16 protein-coding genes are annotated in these 23,200 nt (G+C 39.9%); 4 read left to right on the top strand and 12 right to left on the bottom strand.

What is annotated here, in order from left to right; genetic code table 11:
- Window positions 1–71 precede the first annotated feature (71 nt).
- A complete protein-coding gene (locus PO903_RS06755; RefSeq protein ID WP_273592953.1) occupies window positions 72–1,115 on the bottom strand; it encodes a C40 family peptidase in 1,044 nt (347 codons plus the stop codon).
- Between the two features lie 101 nt (window positions 1,116–1,216).
- Window positions 1,217–2,515: an alpha-glucosidase/alpha-galactosidase gene (locus PO903_RS06750; RefSeq protein ID WP_069329700.1), complete on the bottom strand. Its 1,299-nt coding sequence runs from the start codon at window positions 2,513–2,515 to the stop codon at window positions 1,217–1,219.
- Between the two features lie 199 nt (window positions 2,516–2,714).
- Between PO903_RS06750 and PO903_RS06745 the strand changes: the two genes are divergently transcribed.
- Window positions 2,715–3,554: an AraC family transcriptional regulator gene (locus PO903_RS06745; protein ID WP_273592952.1), complete on the top strand. Its 840-nt coding sequence runs from the start codon at window positions 2,715–2,717 to the stop codon at window positions 3,552–3,554.
- 14 nt (window positions 3,555–3,568) lie between these two features.
- Here PO903_RS06745 and PO903_RS06740 read toward each other — a convergent pair whose 3' ends face one another.
- Window positions 3,569–4,351, bottom strand: a complete 783-nt coding sequence (locus PO903_RS06740) for a helix-turn-helix transcriptional regulator (RefSeq protein ID WP_273592951.1) — start codon at window positions 4,349–4,351, stop codon at window positions 3,569–3,571.
- 291 nt (window positions 4,352–4,642) lie between these two features.
- Here PO903_RS06740 and pyk point away from each other — a divergent pair, with 291 nt between their 5' ends.
- Entirely contained in the window at window positions 4,643–6,058 is a 1,416-nt protein-coding gene (gene pyk, locus PO903_RS06735) for a pyruvate kinase (protein WP_069329703.1), read from the top strand.
- A 186-nt stretch (window positions 6,059–6,244) separates the two neighbouring features.
- Here the strand turns inward: pyk and PO903_RS06730 are convergent, their stop codons facing one another.
- The gene (locus tag PO903_RS06730; protein ID WP_502921681.1) at window positions 6,245–7,756 is read right to left on the bottom strand and encodes a methyl-accepting chemotaxis protein; all 1,512 of its coding nucleotides are present in this window, start codon (window positions 7,754–7,756) and stop codon (window positions 6,245–6,247) included.
- Window positions 7,757–8,061: 305 nt separating this feature from the next.
- On the opposite strand from PO903_RS06730, the gene PO903_RS06725 reads away from it, so the two are divergent.
- Window positions 8,062–8,385 carry an MGMT family protein gene (locus PO903_RS06725; protein ID WP_273592949.1) on the top strand — a complete coding sequence of 108 codons (324 nt, stop codon included), beginning with the start codon at window positions 8,062–8,064 and terminating at the stop codon, window positions 8,383–8,385.
- A 19-nt stretch (window positions 8,386–8,404) separates the two neighbouring features.
- Here the strand turns inward: PO903_RS06725 and PO903_RS06720 are convergent, their stop codons facing one another.
- Window positions 8,405–9,193, bottom strand: coding sequence for an SDR family oxidoreductase (locus PO903_RS06720; RefSeq protein WP_273592948.1), 789 nt, complete (start codon window positions 9,191–9,193; stop codon window positions 8,405–8,407).
- Between the two features lie 446 nt (window positions 9,194–9,639).
- Here PO903_RS06720 and PO903_RS06715 point away from each other — a divergent pair, with 446 nt between their 5' ends.
- Window positions 9,640–10,740 (top strand): HD-GYP domain-containing protein, encoded by a 1,101-nt coding sequence (locus PO903_RS06715; protein WP_069329713.1) that lies wholly within the window; start codon window positions 9,640–9,642, stop codon window positions 10,738–10,740.
- Window positions 10,741–10,790: 50 nt separating this feature from the next.
- Here the strand turns inward: PO903_RS06715 and PO903_RS06710 are convergent, their stop codons facing one another.
- The 7 genes from PO903_RS06710 to PO903_RS06680 form a co-directional block, all read right to left on the bottom strand.
- Complete coding sequence (locus PO903_RS06710; RefSeq protein ID WP_273592947.1) at window positions 10,791–14,243, bottom strand: DEAD/DEAH box helicase; 3,453 nt, start codon at window positions 14,241–14,243, stop codon at window positions 10,791–10,793.
- Window positions 14,244–14,379: 136 nt separating this feature from the next.
- Complete coding sequence (locus tag PO903_RS06705) at window positions 14,380–14,928, bottom strand: MOSC domain-containing protein (RefSeq protein ID WP_273592946.1); 549 nt, start codon at window positions 14,926–14,928, stop codon at window positions 14,380–14,382.
- A 125-nt stretch (window positions 14,929–15,053) separates the two neighbouring features.
- A complete protein-coding gene (locus PO903_RS06700; RefSeq protein WP_273592945.1) occupies window positions 15,054–15,674 on the bottom strand; it encodes a VC0807 family protein in 621 nt (206 codons plus the stop codon).
- 218 nt (window positions 15,675–15,892) lie between these two features.
- On the bottom strand, window positions 15,893–18,976 hold the full coding sequence (gene lacZ / locus PO903_RS06695; RefSeq protein WP_273592944.1) for a beta-galactosidase, LacZ type: 3,084 nt from the start codon (window positions 18,974–18,976) through the stop codon (window positions 15,893–15,895).
- Window positions 18,977–19,775: 799 nt separating this feature from the next.
- Complete coding sequence (locus PO903_RS06690) at window positions 19,776–20,600, bottom strand: carbohydrate ABC transporter permease (RefSeq protein WP_069329717.1); 825 nt, start codon at window positions 20,598–20,600, stop codon at window positions 19,776–19,778.
- A complete protein-coding gene (locus PO903_RS06685) occupies window positions 20,593–21,495 on the bottom strand; it encodes a carbohydrate ABC transporter permease (RefSeq protein ID WP_069329718.1) in 903 nt (300 codons plus the stop codon). The genes PO903_RS06690 and PO903_RS06685 overlap by 8 nt, the downstream gene beginning before the upstream one ends.
- A gap of 192 nt (window positions 21,496–21,687) precedes the next feature.
- On the bottom strand, window positions 21,688–22,971 hold the full coding sequence (locus tag PO903_RS06680) for an ABC transporter substrate-binding protein (protein ID WP_069329719.1): 1,284 nt from the start codon (window positions 22,969–22,971) through the stop codon (window positions 21,688–21,690).
- Window positions 22,972–23,200 lie beyond the last annotated feature (229 nt).

The raw sequence follows: 23,200 nt of genomic DNA, 5'->3' as shown, positions 1-23,200 counted from the left end.
TGCATACAAAAAAACTCTATACCCTTTTCAAGGCATAGAGTTCTGATTAATCTTTGATTTTGAGCATCATTTTAATCAAGATATCTTCTAGCACCTGCAAATTCTTTAGCATAAGCGCTTGTGTTGATTGAAATGATTTCTACCGTTTTACCTGCTTTTGGTGAATGCATCATTTGTCCATTCCCAATATACATGGAGACATGGTGCACACTACCTTTGCCATTTTTAGTTGCGAAGAACATTAGATCGCCCGGTTGTAAATCATTCCAGCTTACCGCTGTACCTTCTTTGATCTGAGCTGAAGCATCACGAGGTAGGGCTATACCATGATAACCGTACACTGTCGATGTAAATCCAGAACAATCGAATCCATAGGCTGAGATACCTGCCCACAAGTAAGGCAATCCTAGAAATTGCTTACCTGTTGCTACCAGATCAGCACCTGTTGGCTTAGGGATATCCTTCAATGAGTCATATACCGCCACGTCTGATTGCTGTATCCATGATTTGCCTTCAGCAGGTGTCCAGACTTGCACCCAGCTCCCTTCTTGAGCAATCACAGGAAAACGTGTATTAAAGCTAACTTCAATACGTTTGGTGGTCTGATCGGCGTTGTATACAAGAGCTGTCTTAGCACTCACTATCGCTACAGGGCACTGGCTATAATTGATAGTACTTAATGTGTTAACTTGCACTTTAGGCAACCAGCCTGGATAACCATATTTGCTTTTGGGTGTCGATTGTCCCACAACAGCGACCTGTGCCCAATCCCCTTTGACTTGTAACAAGCGTACTTCTTGTCCATACAAAGCTTGTGTTTCTGTTTTGCCAGTTAACCATCTACGCTGTGTAGTGGAAGACATCGATGACGTCCACTTTTTCATATCGACTGGACTTGATAACGAAGGGGCATCTAGTTTACGTTCTAATCCGGGCTCCTTCCATAAAGTCGCTACGGAGACATTAATATAATGTTTGCGTACTTTAGTATTGGTCGAGCAGATATCTGTGCTTGAAGTCGATGTCGAACTTGCACCATACATCGTTGGCATAAATCCTATATATAGTAGTAACACGCTCAGTAACGACAAAGACCATGATTTTTTACTCATCATTTAGCATATTCTCCTATGTTCTTCAAAGTGATGTTAGACTTTATCATAACATGCCTGTGGAGCATAGGAGTACCATTTCGGCTATATTTCTCGCTAGCTTTTTAGATATATTTAGGCAACCAATCTCCATGTGCTTCGATTAATTCATCACACAGTGCCACGATATCGTCAATTGATAACTCGGCAGCAGTATGAGGATCAAGCATAGCCGCATGATAAATATGTTCTTTTTTGCCTGTGATCGCCGCTTCGATCGTCAACAATTGAGTATTGATACTTGTGCGATTCAGTGCCGCTAATTGTGGAGGTAGATTGCCTGCATACGTTGGCGTTACACCTGAAGCATCGACTAGACAAGGCACTTCGACACAAGCTTCTGTTGGCAAATTCGGAATCAGACCAGTATTCATCACATTGGCTCCGATTTTGTACGGTGTATTTGTTTCGATTGCTTCTAAAATATAAGAAGCGTATTCCATACTACGTGTATGCTGGATATGCTCACTCGCAAATAACTGTTCTTTCATTTCATTCCATCCTTTAATCTGCTCTACACAACGACGTGGGTATTCGTCTAATGGAATATTGAACTTCTCGATCAATTCCGGATACTGACGCTTGATAAAATACGGATGATATTCTGCATTATGCTCAGATGACTCGGTCACATAATAGCCGAATCTTAACATCAACTCAAAACGTACCATATCATCGTGTTTGGTTTTTTGCTTTTCAGCGGCAAGACGTTTAATTTCAGGGTAGAGATCGACACCATCTCGCGTCACTTCAAGTAACCATGCCATATGATTAATACCTGCGATTTTCGCCTGAATACCCGTCTGGTCGATACCGAGCGCTTCAAATAAGTTCGGAATACATTGTTGTACACTATGGCATAATCCCACTGTCTGAATCCCGCCATAGGTATTCATCACATTGGTCAGTACCGCCATCGGATTGGTATAATTTAAAAATAAAGCATTCGGACAGACTTCACGCATATCTTTTGCAAATTCAAGCATCACTGGAATCGTACGCAAATTACGGAATATCCCGCCTATGCCTAACGTATCTGCAATCGTTTGACGTAATCCGTATTTTTTAGGAATTTCAAAATCAGTGATCGTACACGGATCATATCCGCCGACTTGAATCGCATTAATCACATATTTAGCGCCACGTAGCGCTTCTTTACGGTCTTGATACGTCACAATTTCACATGTACTACCTACGGTGTTTTTAATACTATTTAATAGATTTTCTGATTCTTGCAAACGGTTGAGGTCGATATCATATAGAGCAAGTTCAAAGCCTTGCAAAGCTTCTGTTAACATCACATCACCCAAAACATTTTTGACAAATACAGTACTACCTGCGCCGATAAAAGTAATTTTATTCATGATTATTTTCCTCCATATGTAGATCTGATGAAGCGCCTTCAATACGATTAACTATAGAGGTAAGCGCTTTATAAGAACATAGAGTAAAGTATCATAAACATGGTATAATCCCATTTTATCTTTTTATTTATGAAGTCAATATGTACGATATACTAAAGATATATAGATAGCGATTGTGCTTTGGAAAGGAATCGATACGATGTTGCTTAACCATTTACCGTATACGCATTACACTCATTCGGTATCTTACCCACCTATGGATTTGAACCTATTATTTTTTGGAACAGAACAATGTACGGCTAATCACGCATGGGGCCCCGGTGTTAGAGATTCGTATATTCTTCACTATATTCATCAAGGATCAGGTGTTCTACGGATTCAAGAGCGAGAATATCATCTTACCGCAGGGCAAGGGTTTCTGATTTTTCCAGATGTGATTATGAATTATGAAGCAGATGCAGATGATCCGTGGGTCTATACGTGGATTGGATTTAAAGGGATCAACGCCAAATCATTAATGCAACGGGCGCATCTTACACTTGATCATCCTGTGTATGATAGTCAGGGACGGTCATGGTTTGAGCATTTTTATGATAAATTGTTAGCCGCTTATAATGAACCGGGCGAAGATGTCTATGCGCAAGGTATGTTGTATCAGTTAATCTATGAATTAATAGCTTGTGCTCCTGCATCAACTACTCCATTACGGGTAGCTCCTTCAAGAGAACGTTATTTGCAACAAGCGATTGAATATATTGAAAATAGCTACAGCCAGAAGATTAATGTACTGGATATCGCTGCTTCTGTCGGTCTGGATCGTACCTATTTATCCGGTCTGTTCAAAGCGGAACTTGGTGTATCGCTTCAGCAATTTATGATCGAATACCGAATGAAACGAGCGTTAGAGTTACTTCATCATAGTCAATTATCAATCAGCGATATTTCACGTTCAGTCGGGTACACAGATCCATTTTTATTTTCTAAAATGTTCAAAAAAGTAATCGGTCATTCGCCAAAACAGACTCGTGAACGATTGTAGTGCGTATATTTTAGTTATAAAATCGGTGGACGATCTTGCATCAACTCAGAAGGAACAGTCCCCATCATGCGCTTGAATACACGATAAAAGTATGACAAATCACGATAGCCCAAAAATTCAGCAATCTCTGCAATTGTTAATTGAGATTCTGTCAACATATACACCGCACGCTTCATCCGCTGATGATGGACATAGTCACTGATCGTCTGATTGGTAACACTTTTGAACAGATTAGCGGCATAATTCGGTGTTCGCTCAATCACTTCACCTAATTGTTCTTTGGTGATACGATGGTTGTAATTACGCTGAATATAGTGCTTCATCATATCGACTAATTGATGTTTGTCTGCACTGATTAACTTCTGATCGTATTCACGACTGACTTCAATTAATAACTGCATTAACAACGTCTGTGTCATCAATTCGTAATACGGTGTATGCTCTGTCCATTGCAAAATAATCACTTTTAGCTTTTCATGAATAAGATCATAACAGCCTAGTTTGAGTCTTAACGGCTCAGCTTGACGCAAAATCGATAATTCTAAATCTGCTTGTTGCACACGGAAATAAATGACTAATTTAGTGTGCATCATAGTAGGAATACTTTTGCCATAGTATGCAAGATGAGCAGGAATAAGTAGCATTTCTCCTTTTTCAATAATCTGCTTTTGCTCATTCACCCAATATACACATTTTCCATAAGTCACTAGACTAAGGCAATAGATCTGTCCTCTACATGGCTCTTTCTCATACCAATCTACCTTGTCATGCTCCTGTATATCAACAATCTCCAACATGTGCATCTTTTCTCCTTTATCGCAAGTTCAATCCTATAATATGAGCATTTCCGACATCAATTTTTCTATTTTAGCGTACTATAGTCTACTAATTGTACTATAGTTCATAGCATACTGTGTTTATTACAGGTACAATAATTTATGAAAAGTGTTTTATCGCATATAGAATAATCACGAAATTGATTATGATTTTCGTACAATCAAGTTTATTGAAAGAAATATGAATTGATTTGATTGTGCGAAAATCATTCAAGTGTATACTAAATAAAATCGCTTCTAGGAGGATAACCAATGCTTAGAACTAAAATTATCTGTACGATGGGACCTGCTTGTGATTCTGTAGAAATGTTAAAAGAAATGATTAAAGCGGGTATGACGGTAGCTCGTCTGAATATGGCTCATGGTGAATTAGAAGATCATGTGATGCGTATCCAGAATGTACGTCAAGCTGCTTCTGAACTGAATACATTTGTTCCAATTATGATGGATATCAAAGGACCTGAAGTCCGTATCGGTAAATTAAGAGAAGCTTCCTGCGAATTACGTGCAGGCGGACAATTGATTTTGACAACAGATGAAATTTTGGGCGATGCTGAACGTATCGGTGTAAACTATTCTGAATTAAATGAAGTTGTTAAAGCAGGAGATCGCATTCTTATTGATGACGGTCTGGTGGATCTGAATGTACGTGAAATCAGAGGAAACGATATCTACTGCGATATTATTAGCGGTGGTACACTCAAACCTCGTAAAGGTGTAAACTTACCGGGTATTCACACAACTTTGCCAGGGGTAACAGAACGTGATGTTATGCATATTCACTTCGGATTAGAGCAAAACATCGAAATGATCGCTGCTTCTTTCGTTCGTAAAGGCGACGATATTCGCGAAATTCGTGGAATCTTAGCTGAAAACAATGCAGAACATGTTCAAATCTACTCTAAAATCGAAAACCAAGAAGGTATGACTAACCTGAATGATATTATCGTTGCTTCTGACGGTATTATGGTTGCTCGTGGTGATCTTGGGGTTGAAGTTCCGATTCAAGACGTACCCATGATGCAAAAAGAAATGATCGATAAATGTAACTTAGCAGGTAAACCTGTTATCGTTGCTACACATATGTTGGAATCTATGCAAGTGAACCCGCGTCCAACTCGCTCTGAAGTCAGTGATGTAGCGAATGCAGTATTGCAAGGCGCAGACGTAGTCATGTTGTCTGGTGAATCCGCAGCAGGTAAGTATCCTGTACAATCGGTTCAAACGATGGCAGCTGTTGCACAACGTGCAGAGACGATGATCGACTACTACGAACAATTTTCTAAAAAAAGAGCAGCACACTCTACCAACATCACAGAAGTGATCAGCCAGAGTGCAGTAAGTGCTTCGCTTGAACTAGCGGCTAAAGCGATCATTATTTCAACAGAGAGTGGATTTACCGCTCGTATGATCTCCAAATACCGTCCACAAGCACCTATCTTTGCAGTCACTCAACATGATTCAGTAATGGCTAAAGTATGTCTATTGTCTGGTGTGATCCCGGTTAAAGGCGATGCTGTAAGCACTACTGATGAGATGTTCGAATCTGCTACACGTAATGCCATCAACACAGGTTACATCAACAAAGGCGATGTTATCGTATTGTCTGCTGGTGTGCCAATTGGACAATCTGGTAATACCAACTTGCTCAAAGTACAACAAGTATAATTTCATCATTTAGTATGATTTGAATAAATATCAAAAAGACCTGTATCCGATACTTTGTGAAAAGTGGTCGGTGTACAGGTCTTTTTGTTTTGAGTATCTTTTGAACATCTATAGAAATAAAAAGAGTACTCTTCTGTTAGTTTATGCTATATACATAGACTAACGTAAAACTCTCTTCATCTACACTTAAATTTGTTTCGCAAAATCAACAAGAGACTCTGCCATATGATTAATCTCATCCATCGACGCATTTACCTGTTGGGTTAACGCGGCTTGGGTCTGTGTCATTGTCGTCATATTACCGATATGCTCTAGAATCTGTTCGATCAATTCTTTCATATCGCTTAAGCTGGTTTCGATATTTTCGGTAGCAGAAGCACTATTTACAGCTAACTTACGAACTTCATCGGCGACTACTGCAAATCCCATACCCAATTCGCCAGCACGTGCGGCTTCGATCGCTGCATTCAGTCCTAACAAATTCGTTTGGTTCGCAATTTCACGAATAAAGGTAGAAATGTTTTTGGTTTCGTCTGCACTGTTTTTCGCTTCATTGGCAGCTTCAGTGGATTTCTCTTGAGCCGAAGCTACTTCTTGCGCTTGTTCGGATACGGATGCCATCGCTGTTGTCATTTCGCTGATCGATTGAGACAATTGTTGCATACGGTTATTCATGCCTTCCACAACGATATCTTTATTTTTTTCAAACGTAATATCGCGAATCGTTCCTGCTACACGTACTGGTAATCCTTTGCTATCTCGAATCGTTGCGCCACCTGCATGGTACCAACGGTATTCTCCATTTTTCAACTGTAAACGGTAATCTACATCGAATGGTGTGCGTCCTGTATGATCATTCAAATGGGCTGCAAAAGCATTCAAAGAATACTCTTTGTCTTCAGGATGTAGACGATCACTCCAACTGCTTAATACGTTAGGGAAATCTTTCTCATCTTGGAAGCCCAGTGTTGAACGAAATTGTGGGGACCACCAGAATGCATTATTGGGATTCACTGGATCGCCTGCAATCACTTCCATATCCCACGGTGCTTCGATCAATGCTTTGTTAATCAGATCATAACGAGTAACAAGCGCTTGTAACTCTTGTTCTTTTAACTTTTTGTCATGAATATCGAATAGAGCTCCAGCCACACGTAAAGGCACACCTTGACGATCACGAATCGTTGTACCTGTAGCTTGGAACCAACGGTATTGTCCATTTTTCAATTTCAGACGATATTCGATATCATAAGGAGTACGACCGGAGTGATCTAGTAAATGCGCTGCAAAAGCATCTAGTACAAATTGTTGTTCTTCAGGATGAAGTAGAGATGCCCAGCTATCTAATACATTCGGGAAATCATTTTCATCACGGTAGCCGATCATATGACGGAATTCATCTGTCCATGTAAATTTGTTACTTGGGTTCACTGGATCACCAGCAACGACATTCATATCCCATAATCCAACTTGAATCGCTTCAGTCACTAGATCCAGACGTAGTGAAATATCTTTTTTCTGATTGTATAGTGTTTCTAACGCTTGATTCATATGGATAACCAATGCTTGTACGTCAGGTGAAGCGTCAGTTACTTTTAACTGTGGTAATTCTTTTTGCTGATCAATTTGGGTTAGAACTTTTTGGCTTTCTTCAACAAGGGAATGAAGCGAAAGACTTGATTTTTTCGGTGAGAAAATAGACATTTTCCGGTCTCCTTTAGATTACATATATATATAATTTGATGAACAATGATAAATATCAGCAAAAACACGACTTTTTTCTTATATCTTATATTCTTTATTTCGTACCTTTGACTCTCTTATTGTATAAGACTTTATACCCATTATATCTAAAAATCAATCTTTTTATTATAAAAAAAGTGTATTTATTACAATTTTCGACATATTATGTAGACAAAAACGACTTTTGGTGTCTGTATTTAGACCTGAGGGAATTTACTTATTTAATAACTATATACAAGAGAATGATATAGGAGGATTATATGCAACCATTTACTGAACGTGTTATTCATATTATTCAAGCTATTCCTTATGGAAAAGTGATGACCTATGGGCAGATTGCGGCAGAAGCAGGAAGTCCACGCGGAGCTAGACAAGTAGTACGCATTTTACATTCGATGAGCGAGAAGCATCATCTTCCGTGGCATAGAGTGGTGAATATTAAAGGAGAGATCGCTATCGCAGACGATGAATCTCGCTTTCTTCAGCAGATGTTACTTGAAGAAGAAGGGATTTCATTTGGTCTCCATCCGATAGTCGATCTCTCCCTATATCGTTACGAATATAAAGAATCTACGGATATCTGATCCATATTTTATATTCTATTTATATAGCTTTGATGGTTCCTCCATCTACAATTAAGGATTGTCCAGTGACATACGTATTGGCAAAAGAACCATAAAAGACAACCATTCGTGCGAACTCTTCCGGTGTACCCATTCGACCAAGTGGAATCTGTGCATTAGTTTGCGTTTGTAGTTCTTCAACAGATATCTGCTGAGATTGGGCACGTTTGCTATCTAGTTCGATAATACGGTCTGTAGCGATACGTCCGGGTGCGACGGTATTGATTAGAATCCCTTTTGACCCGTATTCTGAAGAAAGTGTCTTGGTCAATGCTTGAATACCGGCACGAAATACATTCGATAAAATCAAGCCGTCGATCGGTTGTTTGACAGAGGAAGAAGCAATATTTACGATTCGTCCACCTGTATTTGCTTGTAGTGCAGGTAAAGCGGCACGGATCAAGCGAATAGTACTTAGCAGATTTTGCTCAAAAGCTTGTTGCCATTGCTCATCTTCCATATCTGCAAATGTTCCTCCAGGAGGTCCTCCTGCATTGGTCACTAATACGTCTAAGCGACCTTTGCGTGTAATCGTCTGTTCAATGGCTTCTTTGATTTGTGTAGCATCATTTACATCCATTTGTACAATATCTACTGTTGCGCCTGTTGCTGAAACGATCTCTTCTTTCGCTTGTTGCAACTGTTCAAGATCACGACTAGCAATCGTCACTTCTGCTCCTTCTCTGGCAAATTCTAGTGCGCTGGCTCTGCCTAATCCTTTACTAGCCGCCGCAACAAATACAGATTTCCCCTGCAATCCTAAATCCATGTGTAAACCTCCTAAAATTGTGTGATTGATTTCCATAATCTCTCTGGTTCATTTTAAAAAATCCCTATATAATTCATGTAGCTTGGTGAAAAACTTTTTAGTAGGAATTTAATTTTTTAATAATTCCTCACAAATTCGCTTACATAATTTATTAAATAAGTGTGAAGTGTCGATATAATGAGTATAACCATTTTGTGCGGAATCCGATGTGATTTTCTTTTATCATATTCGGCATATTACGTATCACTTATTGAAATGATAACTCTACCGTATAGACACGAACCGAAATAACAGAAGAAAACTTACCCATCCGGCTGGTTCGAGGTTTTTTTAACCTTGTTTATTATGATTTTCGAACGATTCAATAAGACGCTCCTATAAACTCTCCGCCTAACAAGCTAAGCGGAATTGTTACCTTAAACTATTATAGATGGAAGTGACTACTATTGAGGTTGATACCTGTTACCTCCCTACAGCCGGGAATGCGATTAGCCAAAAAAATATACAATGATGAAGGAGTCGTACTCCTTTCTGTAGATGCTGAATTAACCAACGGAATTATTCGTAAACTACATAATCATGGTCTAGATTATGTCTATATTCAAGATGCTGACACTGATGATATCGTGGTTGAAGATATTATCACTTCGGAGACACGCCGCAAAGCTTTACAAGAAATTCAGGTTGGATTTCGCAGTCTGATTGATCCTCAAGCTCAGAAAAAGAATTATCCTTTAATTGGACGATCGTTCTCAGGAGTGGTCGATTCTATCCTTAATGATATCAGTACCGATCCTGAAGTGATGATCATGTTAATGAATATTCATGTCAAAGATCAATATTTGTATCATCATTCATTGAATGTATGTATTTATACCCTTTTACTTGGCAAAGTTCACGGATACTCCACAGAAGAATTGCATGTTCTCGGTATTGGTTCACTGTTACATGATATCGGCAAAATCAGAATACCTAGCTCTATTTTGTCCAAGCCTGAACGACTCACCGATCTGGAATATGAAGAAATTAAGCTTCATACGGAATACGGATTCAAAATGTTAAAAGACGAACCTGGCATTCCTCTTCTTGCTGCACATTGTGCTTATCAACATCATGAACGATTGAACGGAAGCGGATATCCGCGCGGAATTACAGAACCGGATATTCATGACTATGCGAAATGGATCGCTATTGCAGACTCTTATGATGCATTGACGACAAGTCGTGTGTATCGCTCTGCTCTACTGCCCCATCAAGCATTGGAAGTCTTATATGCAGGCTATGGAACAATGTATGATAAGTACATGATGGAAATTTTCAAAAGTCGTGTTGCGATCTATCCGATCGGTCTTACGGTGGTTTTGAGCAATGGTCTTAAAGGTGTTGTTGTTCATATTCATAAGTCGATTACTCAGCGTCCTATTATTCGGATTCTTTATAACGAAGCAGGCGAGCGGTTAGCTTCTCCGTATGATCTGGATCTACTGGCTCATCATTCGATTGTGATTGCAGGTGTAGAAGGTCTGAACACGCACATGCATACGTAATGATTGCTTATAACTAAAGTTATACACACTTAACTATAAAAAGAGATTCGTCAGATCATTAAGATCTGGCGAATCTCTTTTTCGGTTAACGCTGTTAAGGCTGGTTGATCATTACCAGCTTGGATCACTTCGTCGATTAAATGTTTCTTGGTCTGCTGTAATTCATACATCTTATCTTCGACAGTGCCTTGCGCGATTAAGCGAATGACCTGCACTGTATTTTGCTGACCCATTCGGTGTGCACGATCAGCGGCTTGCTCTTCTACCGCCGGATTCCACCATAGATCATATAGAATCACTGTATCGGCTCCTGTCAGATTCAGCCCTGTGCCTCCTGCTTTGAGCGAAATCAAAAAGATATCTCGCTCTCCTTCATTGTACCGATTGCAGAGTTCTACACGTTCCGCTACAGGTGTACTTCCGTCCAGATTAAAATAAGGAACTTGAGCTTGCTGAAGCTCCCGACCGATAATCCCTAACATCTCGGTAAACTGAGAAAAGATCAATAATCGCTTACCTGCAGACAGACTTTCTTCCACAATCTCTAACAGCTGTTCCAGCTTGGCTGACCCACCTTGATACTGTTGGATAAATAGCGCCGGATGACAACACAACTGACGTAGACGGGTAAGTCCGGCTAGAATTTTGATTTTATTTTGCGGAACTGCTTTGTCATTTAGATGTTTCAGTGCATCTTGTTGTAGCCTAGCTAGATAGGCGGCATATAGTTTTTTCTGTTCCGGTAAAAGTTCAGACACCAGCATATGCTCCTGCTTATCCGGTAATTCTTTCAGCACATCTTTTTTCAATCGTCGCAATACAAAAGGACGGATGCGCTTCGCAACTATTTCTTTGGAGAGATCAGCAAATGTCTTTTTATCGCCTAACAACTGCGGGAATACCACATGCATAATCGCCCATAATTCATAGATCGAATTTTCAATCGGTGTGCCTGTTAATGCAAAGCGATACTGAGCTTGAATCTGCTTCACTGCTCGTGCCACTTGCGTAAGATCATTTTTGAATGTCTGCGCTTCATCCAGGATCAACGTGTGAAAAGAAGAATGATGCACTTGTTCTAGATCACGACGCAGTAGTGGATACGATGTGATAATCACATCAACTACAGGTTGATCACTGGTCTGAGGGTTTAGCGATTGATACCACCGCCGATTACGTTCCGTTTTGGTACCATCGATCAGACAAATATTCATTTCTGGCGCAAACCGCCGAATCTCATGTTGCCAGTTGTACATCAGCGAAGCCGGAGTGACAATCAATGCAGGCTTGCCACTTTGCCGAATATCCGATAAGACTGAAGCTAGAAAAGTAATACTTTGTAACGTCTTCCCAAGCCCCATATCATCCGCCAGAATACCACCGAATCCATAATGAGCTAGTGTTCTCATCCACTGATAACCATACTGCTGATAATCTCGCAAAATAGGAGCTAAATGCGCTGGCACATCTTCTTCACGTAGATCTGGATTACGCATATTTTCCAATAATAATCGCAAAGACTTGCCAAACTGCACACTTTCGTCTTGCGATTCTTGATCCAACCCTGCTAACCCTTGCATCAGTGGCATACGCATCTTCAACTGTCCGGTCTGTTCTTCACTGGACTCAAGGTCGATCAGATACTGATCCATTGGCATCGACTTCGCCATACCCGTTTGCTGAATAAAAGCGATAATTTTGCGAAATTCTTGTTGTTCCAAAGGTAATAGTGAGCCATTAGGTAATCGATGGTAGCGTCGTTGTTCTTTTAAGGAGTTCAACACTTCAATAATCTGAGATTCTGCTATCCCATCTAACTCTAGAGTCAGTTCTAGCCAATCATGACGAGGATCGGTATTTACTTTTAATTTGGGTGCAGACAAAGGATTGTATAATTTGGCTTTGACAGCTGATGTAGCATAGACTTCGACCCACTTTTCTAAACGGGGCAACAGATGATAAAGAAACTCATATTCAGCGTCTTCATCGGTCAAAAAGTACCCGCCTTCTGTCTGTACAAAAGAACCTTCATCTAGCAACATCATAATCTCTTCTTCTTGCTTCCCATCTCGTAACAAAATCTGCCCTTCAGGTAATTGCGTTCCTTGCATATCCAGTGGATTGATGGTGACTTGTCCGTATTGGAATTCTAAGCCTGCTAATAAACGATCACGTACACGATCTAGATACAATCGTGCTTGAAGCGGTGTGCGTACAATATATTCCGAGACTGCACGGGTCATATGAACTTGACCTAATGTCATTAACCCGGGAATCACTTGCTCGATAAAAGGTTCTAATTGTTCCTCAGGGATCGTCATTGTCTGGTGTGTTCGATATTGTGGTGAAGCTTGCAATACCGATTGAAGCTCACTCAGACGCTGACACTCGTTTTCAGGCACATGAATAATCTGACTATAAGAGATTACCGTTTCATACCATTCCATGACGATAAGGTGTTCTAGACCTTCTACATGCAGTTCATAACGAGGTGGCGCACTTAACGACTGCGAAGGGTTGATTGAATCGGCTGATAATGGTTCATGACGATCCAGTTCAAATTGAATCGGCAATGCTTCTTCACTGGGTACAACTGCTCCCCATTGCTGAGCGGTATGTTCCAATACAGTAGAAGAAGCTTGAGACAATTCTTGCAAGATTTCCTGCCAGTGTGATGCAGGAATTAATAACAAACGAGGATTTTGCCTTGCTACAACACCCTGTGATTCCCAGCTTCCATATTGCTGTTCTTCTTGCATAATATCCAGTAGATGCTGAATAAGACGGTCATCTGTACGGGTAAAGCTATGCAATTCAGGATCATACGTAAATGCTTTGGAAAAATAATAACTTTCCCGGCGCTTCACATGTTCCAAAAATTCGATAAACTGTTGCACAATATACAGACGCTTGGGTCCTATTTTCATCTCTATTCCAATACGATATTGTCGATTACCATAAGCAATTGGCTTACAGATCCATTCCACTTGAAGAGTCGTTCGCGTCTCAAAGTAGGCTCGACTGCCACTAGGACGCTGTTTTTTGTCAGCAAATAAAGATAACAAATGCTGTGTTAATTGCGCGGCATCCGCGTGCTGTTGCTGTATAAGCTGTTCTGCTTCCTGCTGATGGTCTATCTTTTGTTGTTGTTCGATCGATAACCCTTGTGGCTTCACCGCTGACTCTATTAAGATCGGCACAATCCCTTGCTGATGCGCATAATAGATATGGATCAATACAGCCGCTATATGCTGACAATAATGATCGTAAGAGGACAAAGAAGGACAAGTACACTGAGCATACACTTCCCCTTCTTCATCTATATTTAAAGAAACCTGCTCGGTCAGTTTCGCTCGAATATGTACAATGGCTTGGTACACAGAAGATGATTGATCATACTGAATAAAGGATACTTTACCATTACGGTAATACGATTTCCCTTTAGCAAAAGCAGTTTTTCCACACCATAATTCGATAGTTGGCAAATGAAGTTCGGTACTCACGTTGGCATCCTCCTTGCTGAAAGTAGTACAGGTCTATCGTTGTTATTTCTATAGTATACCGTAAGCGCTTAGTAGTATAAGAGTGCTTCTGTCCAATCAAAAGTAATGTTTACATAGCACAATCAGTTATGTTTTTTTATAAATGAGCAGTAATAATCTGCACAGTATCGCCTTGAGCAATCCTACCTTCTCGTTCTACCGAACAGACAATACCTCTTGCTTTGCGGGCAGCAGGTACAAATTTGGAACGTAACTTGGGAATATCATATACCTCTTCAATCACTTTACCCGGAAAAATACATGGTAGATTCTCCCCTTCACAGATTAGACCTGTACCATCAGGGAAAATTAATCGTGCTCCTGCTGGCAAATGAGTCAACTGATCGAAGCCACGGATCATTAGATTAGCTCCTAACCACTCGGGTTTTATTTCTGGTAATTTCATACGTATCGCAATCTGTTCACAATCTTCATAAGATACAATACTAATCTGTCTACGATTAGCAATCATTGTGCCTTTTTTATATATTTTCTGTCTGGAATCGGCAGGACGTAACAATCCATAATGGCGATCTTCCGGAATACCTGCCAGTTCAACAGCGATCGAAGGTAATTCTCTAGTGATAAAGCTTTTAGCCGTATCTGCTATTAAGACTTGTTGTACTGTGATAATCTGCTCGGTCATAGTCGTTCTCCTTTAAGTAGATCATGTCATGCGATCTTTGTTGTATATACAATGTGAATATCATAGAGGAAATACACCTAAAAAAGAAGCCCTTCAACGATGAAGGACTTCTTTATAGGGATCATTTAAGACATCGATTGTTGTAGATGCTTCATATGAACTGCTGATCTACGGCGATAAAGTATCGTTGCTCCAATCGCTACACCAATAAAGCTATAAGATACGATACTGGATAAGGCAAGCACCTGCATGACACTAAGTTCGTTGACCATGACTATTTTAGTACAAGCTTCTAGCACCAGAAGAACTCCCCAGATCAACGTTATATTTCGAATGACTTTGCGAAAATAAGCATATTCCCATTTTTGTTCGAAATGAGTAATAGTCGCAAAACGACTAGCGATATAATAAATAAGCGGTTTGCCTGCACATAATGAACCTAGAAAGACCATACCTACCACACCTGTAATCATCGACTCTCGCAAAAGAAGAATCTTCTCACTGCCACCCAACAAGATCATCACAAAGGAAAGAATAAAGGTCATTAACATTAAACCTCCAAACACATCGAGTGTTCGGTGCTTGGCAAAATGAAAGATATTATCCACTAAAGGAATCAAGGTCGCAATCGACAACGCAGCCAAACCTCCTACATACGGGGAAAGCCACACATATACGCCCCACGGAATTAAACCGTTAATAACAAGTGTGAATATAATATAACTGCGCGATGACATATTAAGCATGATTACCACTCCTCTGATCATATGATGTTGAGTTGTACAGATGATATTTCGGTCTGTTCTACGCTTCATCTCTTCATTAAATCTTAGCATGATTGCCAAAAAATAAACTCTATCGCAAGGTTAGTTTTGACGTATACCTCTAGATAGACAAAAAAGACTTTCCTGATCCAGAACATGTGCGTTCGGATAGGAAAGTCTTGTGATTATACTCTATTCATTTATACCAGTGGATGAATTGTAAATTCAAAGGCTAACGGTTGATCCGCAGGAATCTGATACTCATCTAATACAGGAGCACCCCAGCTATCATCGCCACCTACACCCATTTGCTTACCAGCGACTGTAACGACTGTGTAATACACATTTGGCAATTCATATTGATGGTATGCACTTTCTAATTCAAACGCCGTATACGGTGAAATATTACATTCTACCGGTGCAGTTGATGGCGCTGTAATTCGAATACCCTGTTTGCGTTGATCGGTAATATCTACACGACGCACACCCGTACGGTTACCCGATTCTTGTGGAACAACATAACCGGATACATTATCTGATGCTTGATTCTGGAAATGAGTTAAGCGAGCTCCAAAAGCACGGTCACTGTAATTCTCATCCGGTCCCATAGCATACCAGTCTAATTGATCATAATCTGCCGGTACTTTAAACGATAATGCAAAGATCGGTAGATTCGCAAGTCCTGTAGCACCATTGTATGTGGATTGTACTTTAACACTTCCATCTCCATATACGGTGTATGTTGTCGTTACTTTCAAATCAGCATGAATACTGAATCCATAATGGAAAGTTACCGTCACATGATCGGCTTGCTCATTCACATCAATACCTACGCATTGGCGAGCAAGACTAGCTGCGAACCAGTTGCCTGCATGGAACCCTCTAGCTGTTCCTTTATCGTTATCTGTTGTTGCACGCCAGAACAACGGTGCTGGTGGTGTAGAGATCATTTCACGTTGACCGTAACGTAGAGAAGTTAAGCTACCTGCTCCTTTAGAAAACATCACGCTAAATCCTGTACCGTGTACACCGATATTCACATCACCATGTGCTACTCGTAATGTACCTGTAGGCAAGACGGCTACTTCTTGTGGTTCCACGTGGAAAATATGTTGTCCAAATGCGATTTCATACCCAGCATCTGCCCATAATTCGGCTTCTTTCAATACAAGAGATGCATGAATCACATATTCGCCGGAAGCTGTATGCATATCTGGCAATACCCATTCAATACGTGCTTGGGATTGAGCATCCACTTGAACTGGCATTGTATGGCTGTACACTTCTACACCTTCATGGTGCAAGCTGTAGACAAGGTTATATGCATCTGTACCTACAAATACATTTTCGTTCACAATTGTAATCGCACTTGGATCAGGTAAAAGCTTGATATTTTGGTAAAGGAATTTAACTTCTTGCATTTTAGGTGAAACTTTACGATCTGCGTAGACAATACCATCGGTACAGAAGTTATAGTCTGTTGCACGATCATCATAATCGCCACCAAATGCTAAATATTCTTTACCATAGCGATCTTCTTTCATCACCGCTTGATCGATATAATCCCAGATAAATCCACCTTGATACATTTCGTATTTCTGTTCCAAATCCGTATATTTAGACATACCACCGACCGAGTTACCCATAGCGTGCATATACTCGCAACTGATATACGGCTTTTGTGGATTGTCATTCAAGTATTCTTCAACATCGGCTACTTTAGCATACATCCGGCTTTCCATATCACTGGTTGCATCATAATCACGGTTGTGGAATACACCTTCATAATGAACAAGACGTGTAGGATCTGTTTCACGGAAGTAATTAGATACATTCAAAATGACTTCTCCTGCATAGGCTTCATTCCCACAAGACCAGATCAGAATCGAAGGATGGTTTTTATCGCGTTCCACCATCGAAATCGCACGATCCATTACGATATTTTGCCACTCTGGCAAATTACCAGGAACGTTCCAAGACGGCTCAACAGCGCCCATCTTCTGCCATGAACCATGACTTTCTAGATTCATCTCATCGATCACATACAGACCATACTCATCACATAGCTCATACCAGAGCGTCTGGTTCGGATAATGTGAAGTACGTACAGCATTCATATTATTTTGCTTGATCGTGCTCACATCCCACAACATATCTTCTGCTGTAATCGCACGTCCTGTACGAGCATTGAATTCATGACGATTTACACCTTTGAACACAATACGCTTACCATTTAAGCACATGACTTTGTTGATCATTTCAAAGCGGCGGAAGCCTGATTTTTGCGGAATCACTTCTACCAAGTTACCTGCTTCATTATAAATAGAAATCAATAACGTATACAGATAAGGATGTTCTGCACTCCATGTATGTACACTATCGATCGTTGTTGTAAGGTTGGCTTTGCCATCTACAAATTGCGCTTCAAGTGAAGTTACATTTGTACCGGTAGCATCTTGCACTTCAATAATTGCTTTCGCTCCAACGCTTTGTTCTAACGTTAATTGTACCGACAACTGACCTTGCGTATAAGCATCATCTAATCCAGCATTCACATGCAGATCACGTACATGTACAGAAGGTACAGTATACAAATACACATCACGGAAAATACCGGAGAAGCGCCAGAAATCCTGATCTTCTAACCAAGAACCAGTACTGCGTTGGTAGACTTCTACTGCTAATTTATTTTCACCCGCTTGTAGATAAGGTGTAAGATCAAAGTCTGCTGGCGTAAAACTATCTTCGCTATATCCAACAAATTGTCCATTTAACCACACGTAAAATGCAGACTCGACACCTTGAAATGAAATATAAACAGGTGACTTGTCTCCTGAGGAGCGCTCTAGCAAATGTTGAGGCACTGTAAAGTACTTCACATAACTGCCTACAGGATTGGATTGTGTGGAAAGGCTATTTTCAACTGTAGCCGTCTCAGACGTGAATAATGGACGCAGATCTTCGTGACCATCCCACGGGTACATCGTATTTACATATTGCATTTGTCCATACCCTTGTAACTGGATATGACCGGGAACTGTAATATCTCCCCAACCGTCACAAGCAAAGTCTGTTTCTTGAAATCCTTGTGGACGAGTACTTGGATTCGTTGCATAGTTGAATTTCCAATTTCCATTTAAAGAAGAACGAAGCTTCATCTCGCCACGTTTCTGTGCTTCTTCTAACGTTGCATAATATTTATGATCTGAGTACGCTTTCAAGCGATTTACAGCAAATACACTGACATCTGTTAACCAGTCTAAACTAGGCTTTTGTTGGTTCATGTCCATACCCCCGACTTTTCTTTGTTTTAGAGTGACTAGCGCTGCGGGGAATGGTTATTCTTGCCGTCGCTGGTAAGACTGGGATGTCTTGATTGGACCACTGAGTGGTCGATATCCTTGTCTTAAAGGCGACTTTCAGAATAACCATTCCCCTCCGCTAGAGGTAACTGCTACTCCATTTGAATGCGTCTCCGCAGAAAGATTACACCTTACATCGTCCTTTAGAGTACATTATCATTTTGAAGTACATTGTCGCTTTGGAATTTTAATCTCGTATGCGCTTTGGCTATATGGTTTCTTCATTACATAAATAATGATATTTAGTCTCGCTCTAGCATTGTTATTCGCTTTAGCATCGATATCACAATGCCTTTGATCTCAAACTAGTTCATTTCAAGCTACTCCCAAAATCGAATAAGCTTAAAGCGCTACTAAATCGGAATCTTAAAATCTTATCAAACCCTAATTCTTAAAATCCCTACATTCTAAATTCTAAACTCTAGATTTTAAACCAAAATTATAAGTCCTAAATTCTCGAACCTAAAAATTCAAATCTCTTATTCCTACCCTGCCCACCTACTCGAAGTAAAACTAAATCTCTTTTTTGTGGACATGGCAAAGTGGCTGTGATGCGGCAGAGCGGAGTCTAAGGAAATTGTCCTGAACGTCGCCTTTAAAGATAAATGCGACTGCTTGGCAGTCATTCAAAGCATTTATCTTTACCAGCGGCGGCAAGGACAATTCCTTAGACGAAGCGGTCCCCATCAACAACCACAGCCACTCTCCACAACTCGGAGATTTATTTTACCGATCCAACCATTCCTGCTACGAAGTGCTTCTGCATAACGAAGAAGACGATAGCTGTAGGTAATGTAGAGAACACGATAGCGATCATGATCATACCGAAATCTGGTGCATAACTGGATCCCATGTTAGAAATAAGTAACGGAATCGTTTGATTTTCTGGCGATTGTAAAACAACCAAAGGCCATAGGTAGTTATTCCAGCTCGACATAAATGTAATAATTGCTGCTGCTGCATAACTTGTTTTCATCGTTGGCATGTATACACGGAAGAACAATCCCAATTCGGTTAGTCCATCCATACGACCTGCTTCAAGCAAGTCTTTCGGAAACATTTTGGTACTTTGACGGAAGAAGAAAATAAGGAATGCTGTAGTAACGGTTGGAATCACAACTGATGCTAATGTATCGATCCCAATCACTGGTACCACATTACTGATTTTACCGAACATACGATATAACGGAACCATCATCGCTGCAAAAGGAATCATCATCGACAATAGTAAAATGTTAAATACGATATCTTTGGCTTTACTGCGATAGACTTCAAATCCATAACCTGCAAGCGAAGCGATTAACAATGCCAAAATCGTTGTACTGATCGAAATTTTAGCAGAGTTGCCTAATGCGCCTATAATATCTACAGAACTCGTTAATTTTTGGAAGTTTTCGATCAAATGAGAACCGGGAAGCAATCGACCCTGTGTAACGTCTACCGAAAGGTTAGTTGCGCTGACGAGCATCCAGAAAAACGGGAAAATCGAAATAAATGCAGCGATACTCAAGAAAATATAAGTGAAAAACGTTTTGGATTTATTCATTGCGATCACCTGCCACTCTGAACTGGATAAATGCTAATATGATGATCATAATTACGATAGAATACGATACGGTTGCTGCATAACCAAAGTCTGCTGAATATTTGAACGACAGATTGTAGATATATTGCGAAATGGATGTTGTCGCATTACCGGGTCCACCTTTGGTAATATTGACGACTTCATCAAACAGTTGCAATGTACCAATTGTCGATGTGATCGATGTAAACAAAATAATAGGTTTTAGCATAGGAATAGTAATACTGAAAAATTGACGAATAGCGGAAGCACCATCAATACGTGCTGCTTCATAAATAGAGTTGTCGATATTTTGTAGTCCAGATAGATAGAAAATCATGTTGTAACCTGTCCAGCGCCATGTAATAGCGAGAATAATCGTTACTTTTGCCCAGAACGGATCAGCAATCCACTCAATCGGAGCACCAATCAAATGCACTTTAAGCAATAACGCATTAACCAAACCATCCGAAGAGAAAAGGTATTTAAATACAACAGAATAAGCAACTAGAGATGTAATACAAGGTAAGAAAATAGCTGTACGGAAAAATCCTTTAAATTTCAAACGAGGATTATTCAATAATACAGAGATGAACAAAGCAAGCACAACCATTAAAGGTACTTGGAAAATCAAATAAATAAATGTGTTTTTTACTGCTGTAAGGAACATATCATCTGTAAACAGACGAGCATAGTTATCAATACCATTGAATGATAGATTCGAGCCTGTTCCCGTTTGGAACGAAAGAATAAGTGCTTGAATCATTGGATAAAAGTAAAATGCACATATCATCAAAACGGCTAATGCAATAAATAACCATCCTGTTAAGCCAGCTTTGAAACGAGGGCCGAACTTGGATTGAGGTTGAGCTGCTTTCATTTCTTTCATCTCCTTTATATCGCTTGTGGTCGTTTTATTTTTTTATTTATGGCTTAGATACGGCAATAAAACCTTGAACGGCAAAGCCCAAGGTTTCATTGCTGTTTCTATTGCCTTACGCCCAGCAAGCTTTCTCTATCCACTTTTTGAGCAGATCGGGTACAGTATGATTTTTTAATGAATCAAAATGTTTTATTTCAGTTGAGCTTCTGCTTGAGCTTGAACATCGTTCAATACAGAGTCAATGTCTTTACCAGCAAGGTAGTTCTGTACTTCTACAGCCATGATATCTTCGATAGCATACGTGTGTAGACCGTAGTTTACGTTAGGAACTTCTGTAGTCCATTTTGCAAAGTCAGCATAGATTTTTTGTCCGCCAAAGAAATCGTCTGCTTTGTCATAAGCTGAACCTGTAGAAGCTGCTTTGAACGTACCGATGATACCAATTTTGTTCAACATATCTTGATACAATTCTTTATCAGAACCGAATGTTTCTTTCATGAAATCAGCAGCAGTATCTTGTCCGTCTACGTTCATGACATACCATGAGCTACCACCAATGTTAGATGCGTGAACAGAGTTTGGTGTGTTTTTCAATGTTGGGAATGGAACAACAGCCCATTTACCAGATTGAGAAGCTTCTGCTTTAACAGAAGGTGTGATCCAGTTACCTGTAGGAACAGATGCTACAGCACCACTGTTGAATGCAGCCAAGAATTGACTCCAGTCAGAGTTCGTTTTTACGATATTTGCATCAAACATTGCTTTGTAATCTTCCATAGCTTCTTTCAAAGCTGCGTTTCCTGCAATGTTAGGTGTTTTACCGTCTTCTTTAAGATACCAAGTACCTGCAGATTGGATCATTGCACGAATCAATCCCAAGTCATTTGGATCTTGAGTTAACATATCTTTACCAGTTTTAGCTTTTACTGCTTTACCGATTTCGATAAATTTATCCCAGTCGATATCTTGCATATCTTCAGGTGTGTAACCTGCTTCTTTAAGATAATCCGTTCTTACATACATACCAGTTACGCCGGAATCAAATGGAACACCATATTGTTTGCCGTTGTAGTTAGTAGGACCTGCTTTGTAATCTGCAAAGTCTGCTGATTTAATCGAATCAGACATATCACGGAATGAATCTGGATACGCTTGCAAGAAGTTTTGTGAACGGTAATCTTCGATCAACACAATGTTTGGAAGACCTTTAGTTGTACCAGAGTTCAAACCTGTGTTTAATTTTTGTACAATATCCGCTTGAGCGTTTTCAATGATGTTAATCGTAACATCAGGATGCTTAGCCATATATCTCTCTTTAGCTAAATTCAATGCTGCTATGTTAAATTTAGCGTCCCATGCCCATACTGTGATTTCTTTTTTAGCTGGATCAGAACTTGCACCGCTACCAGCATTACCGGAACATGCAGACAACATGAAAACGGTTGCTAGTAAAAGAAACATCATTTTTTTCATTTTTGTTCAACCCCTGTTCTTTTTTTGAAAGCGTTTACCATTTGGTATATTTATCTTAACACCTCTTGATTTGAAGACGGTATGACTATCTTTGTAAGGATTTGTGATTTTCTTATATTTCAAATTTTTGATAGCGTTATCATTAGTAATATATTTGGATAATGGTATAAATTTGATATGGAAATTGGGTGCAGTGGGTTAGTATTGGGGAAATTTAGGGAAACCGCTT

Origin of the sequence: Paenibacillus sp. PK4536, assembly GCF_028594455.2 — a bacterium.
Lineage (GTDB): Bacteria > Bacillota > Bacilli > Paenibacillales > Paenibacillaceae > Saccharibacillus > Saccharibacillus nuruki.
This window is presented reverse-complemented; position numbering and strand designations above follow the sequence as displayed.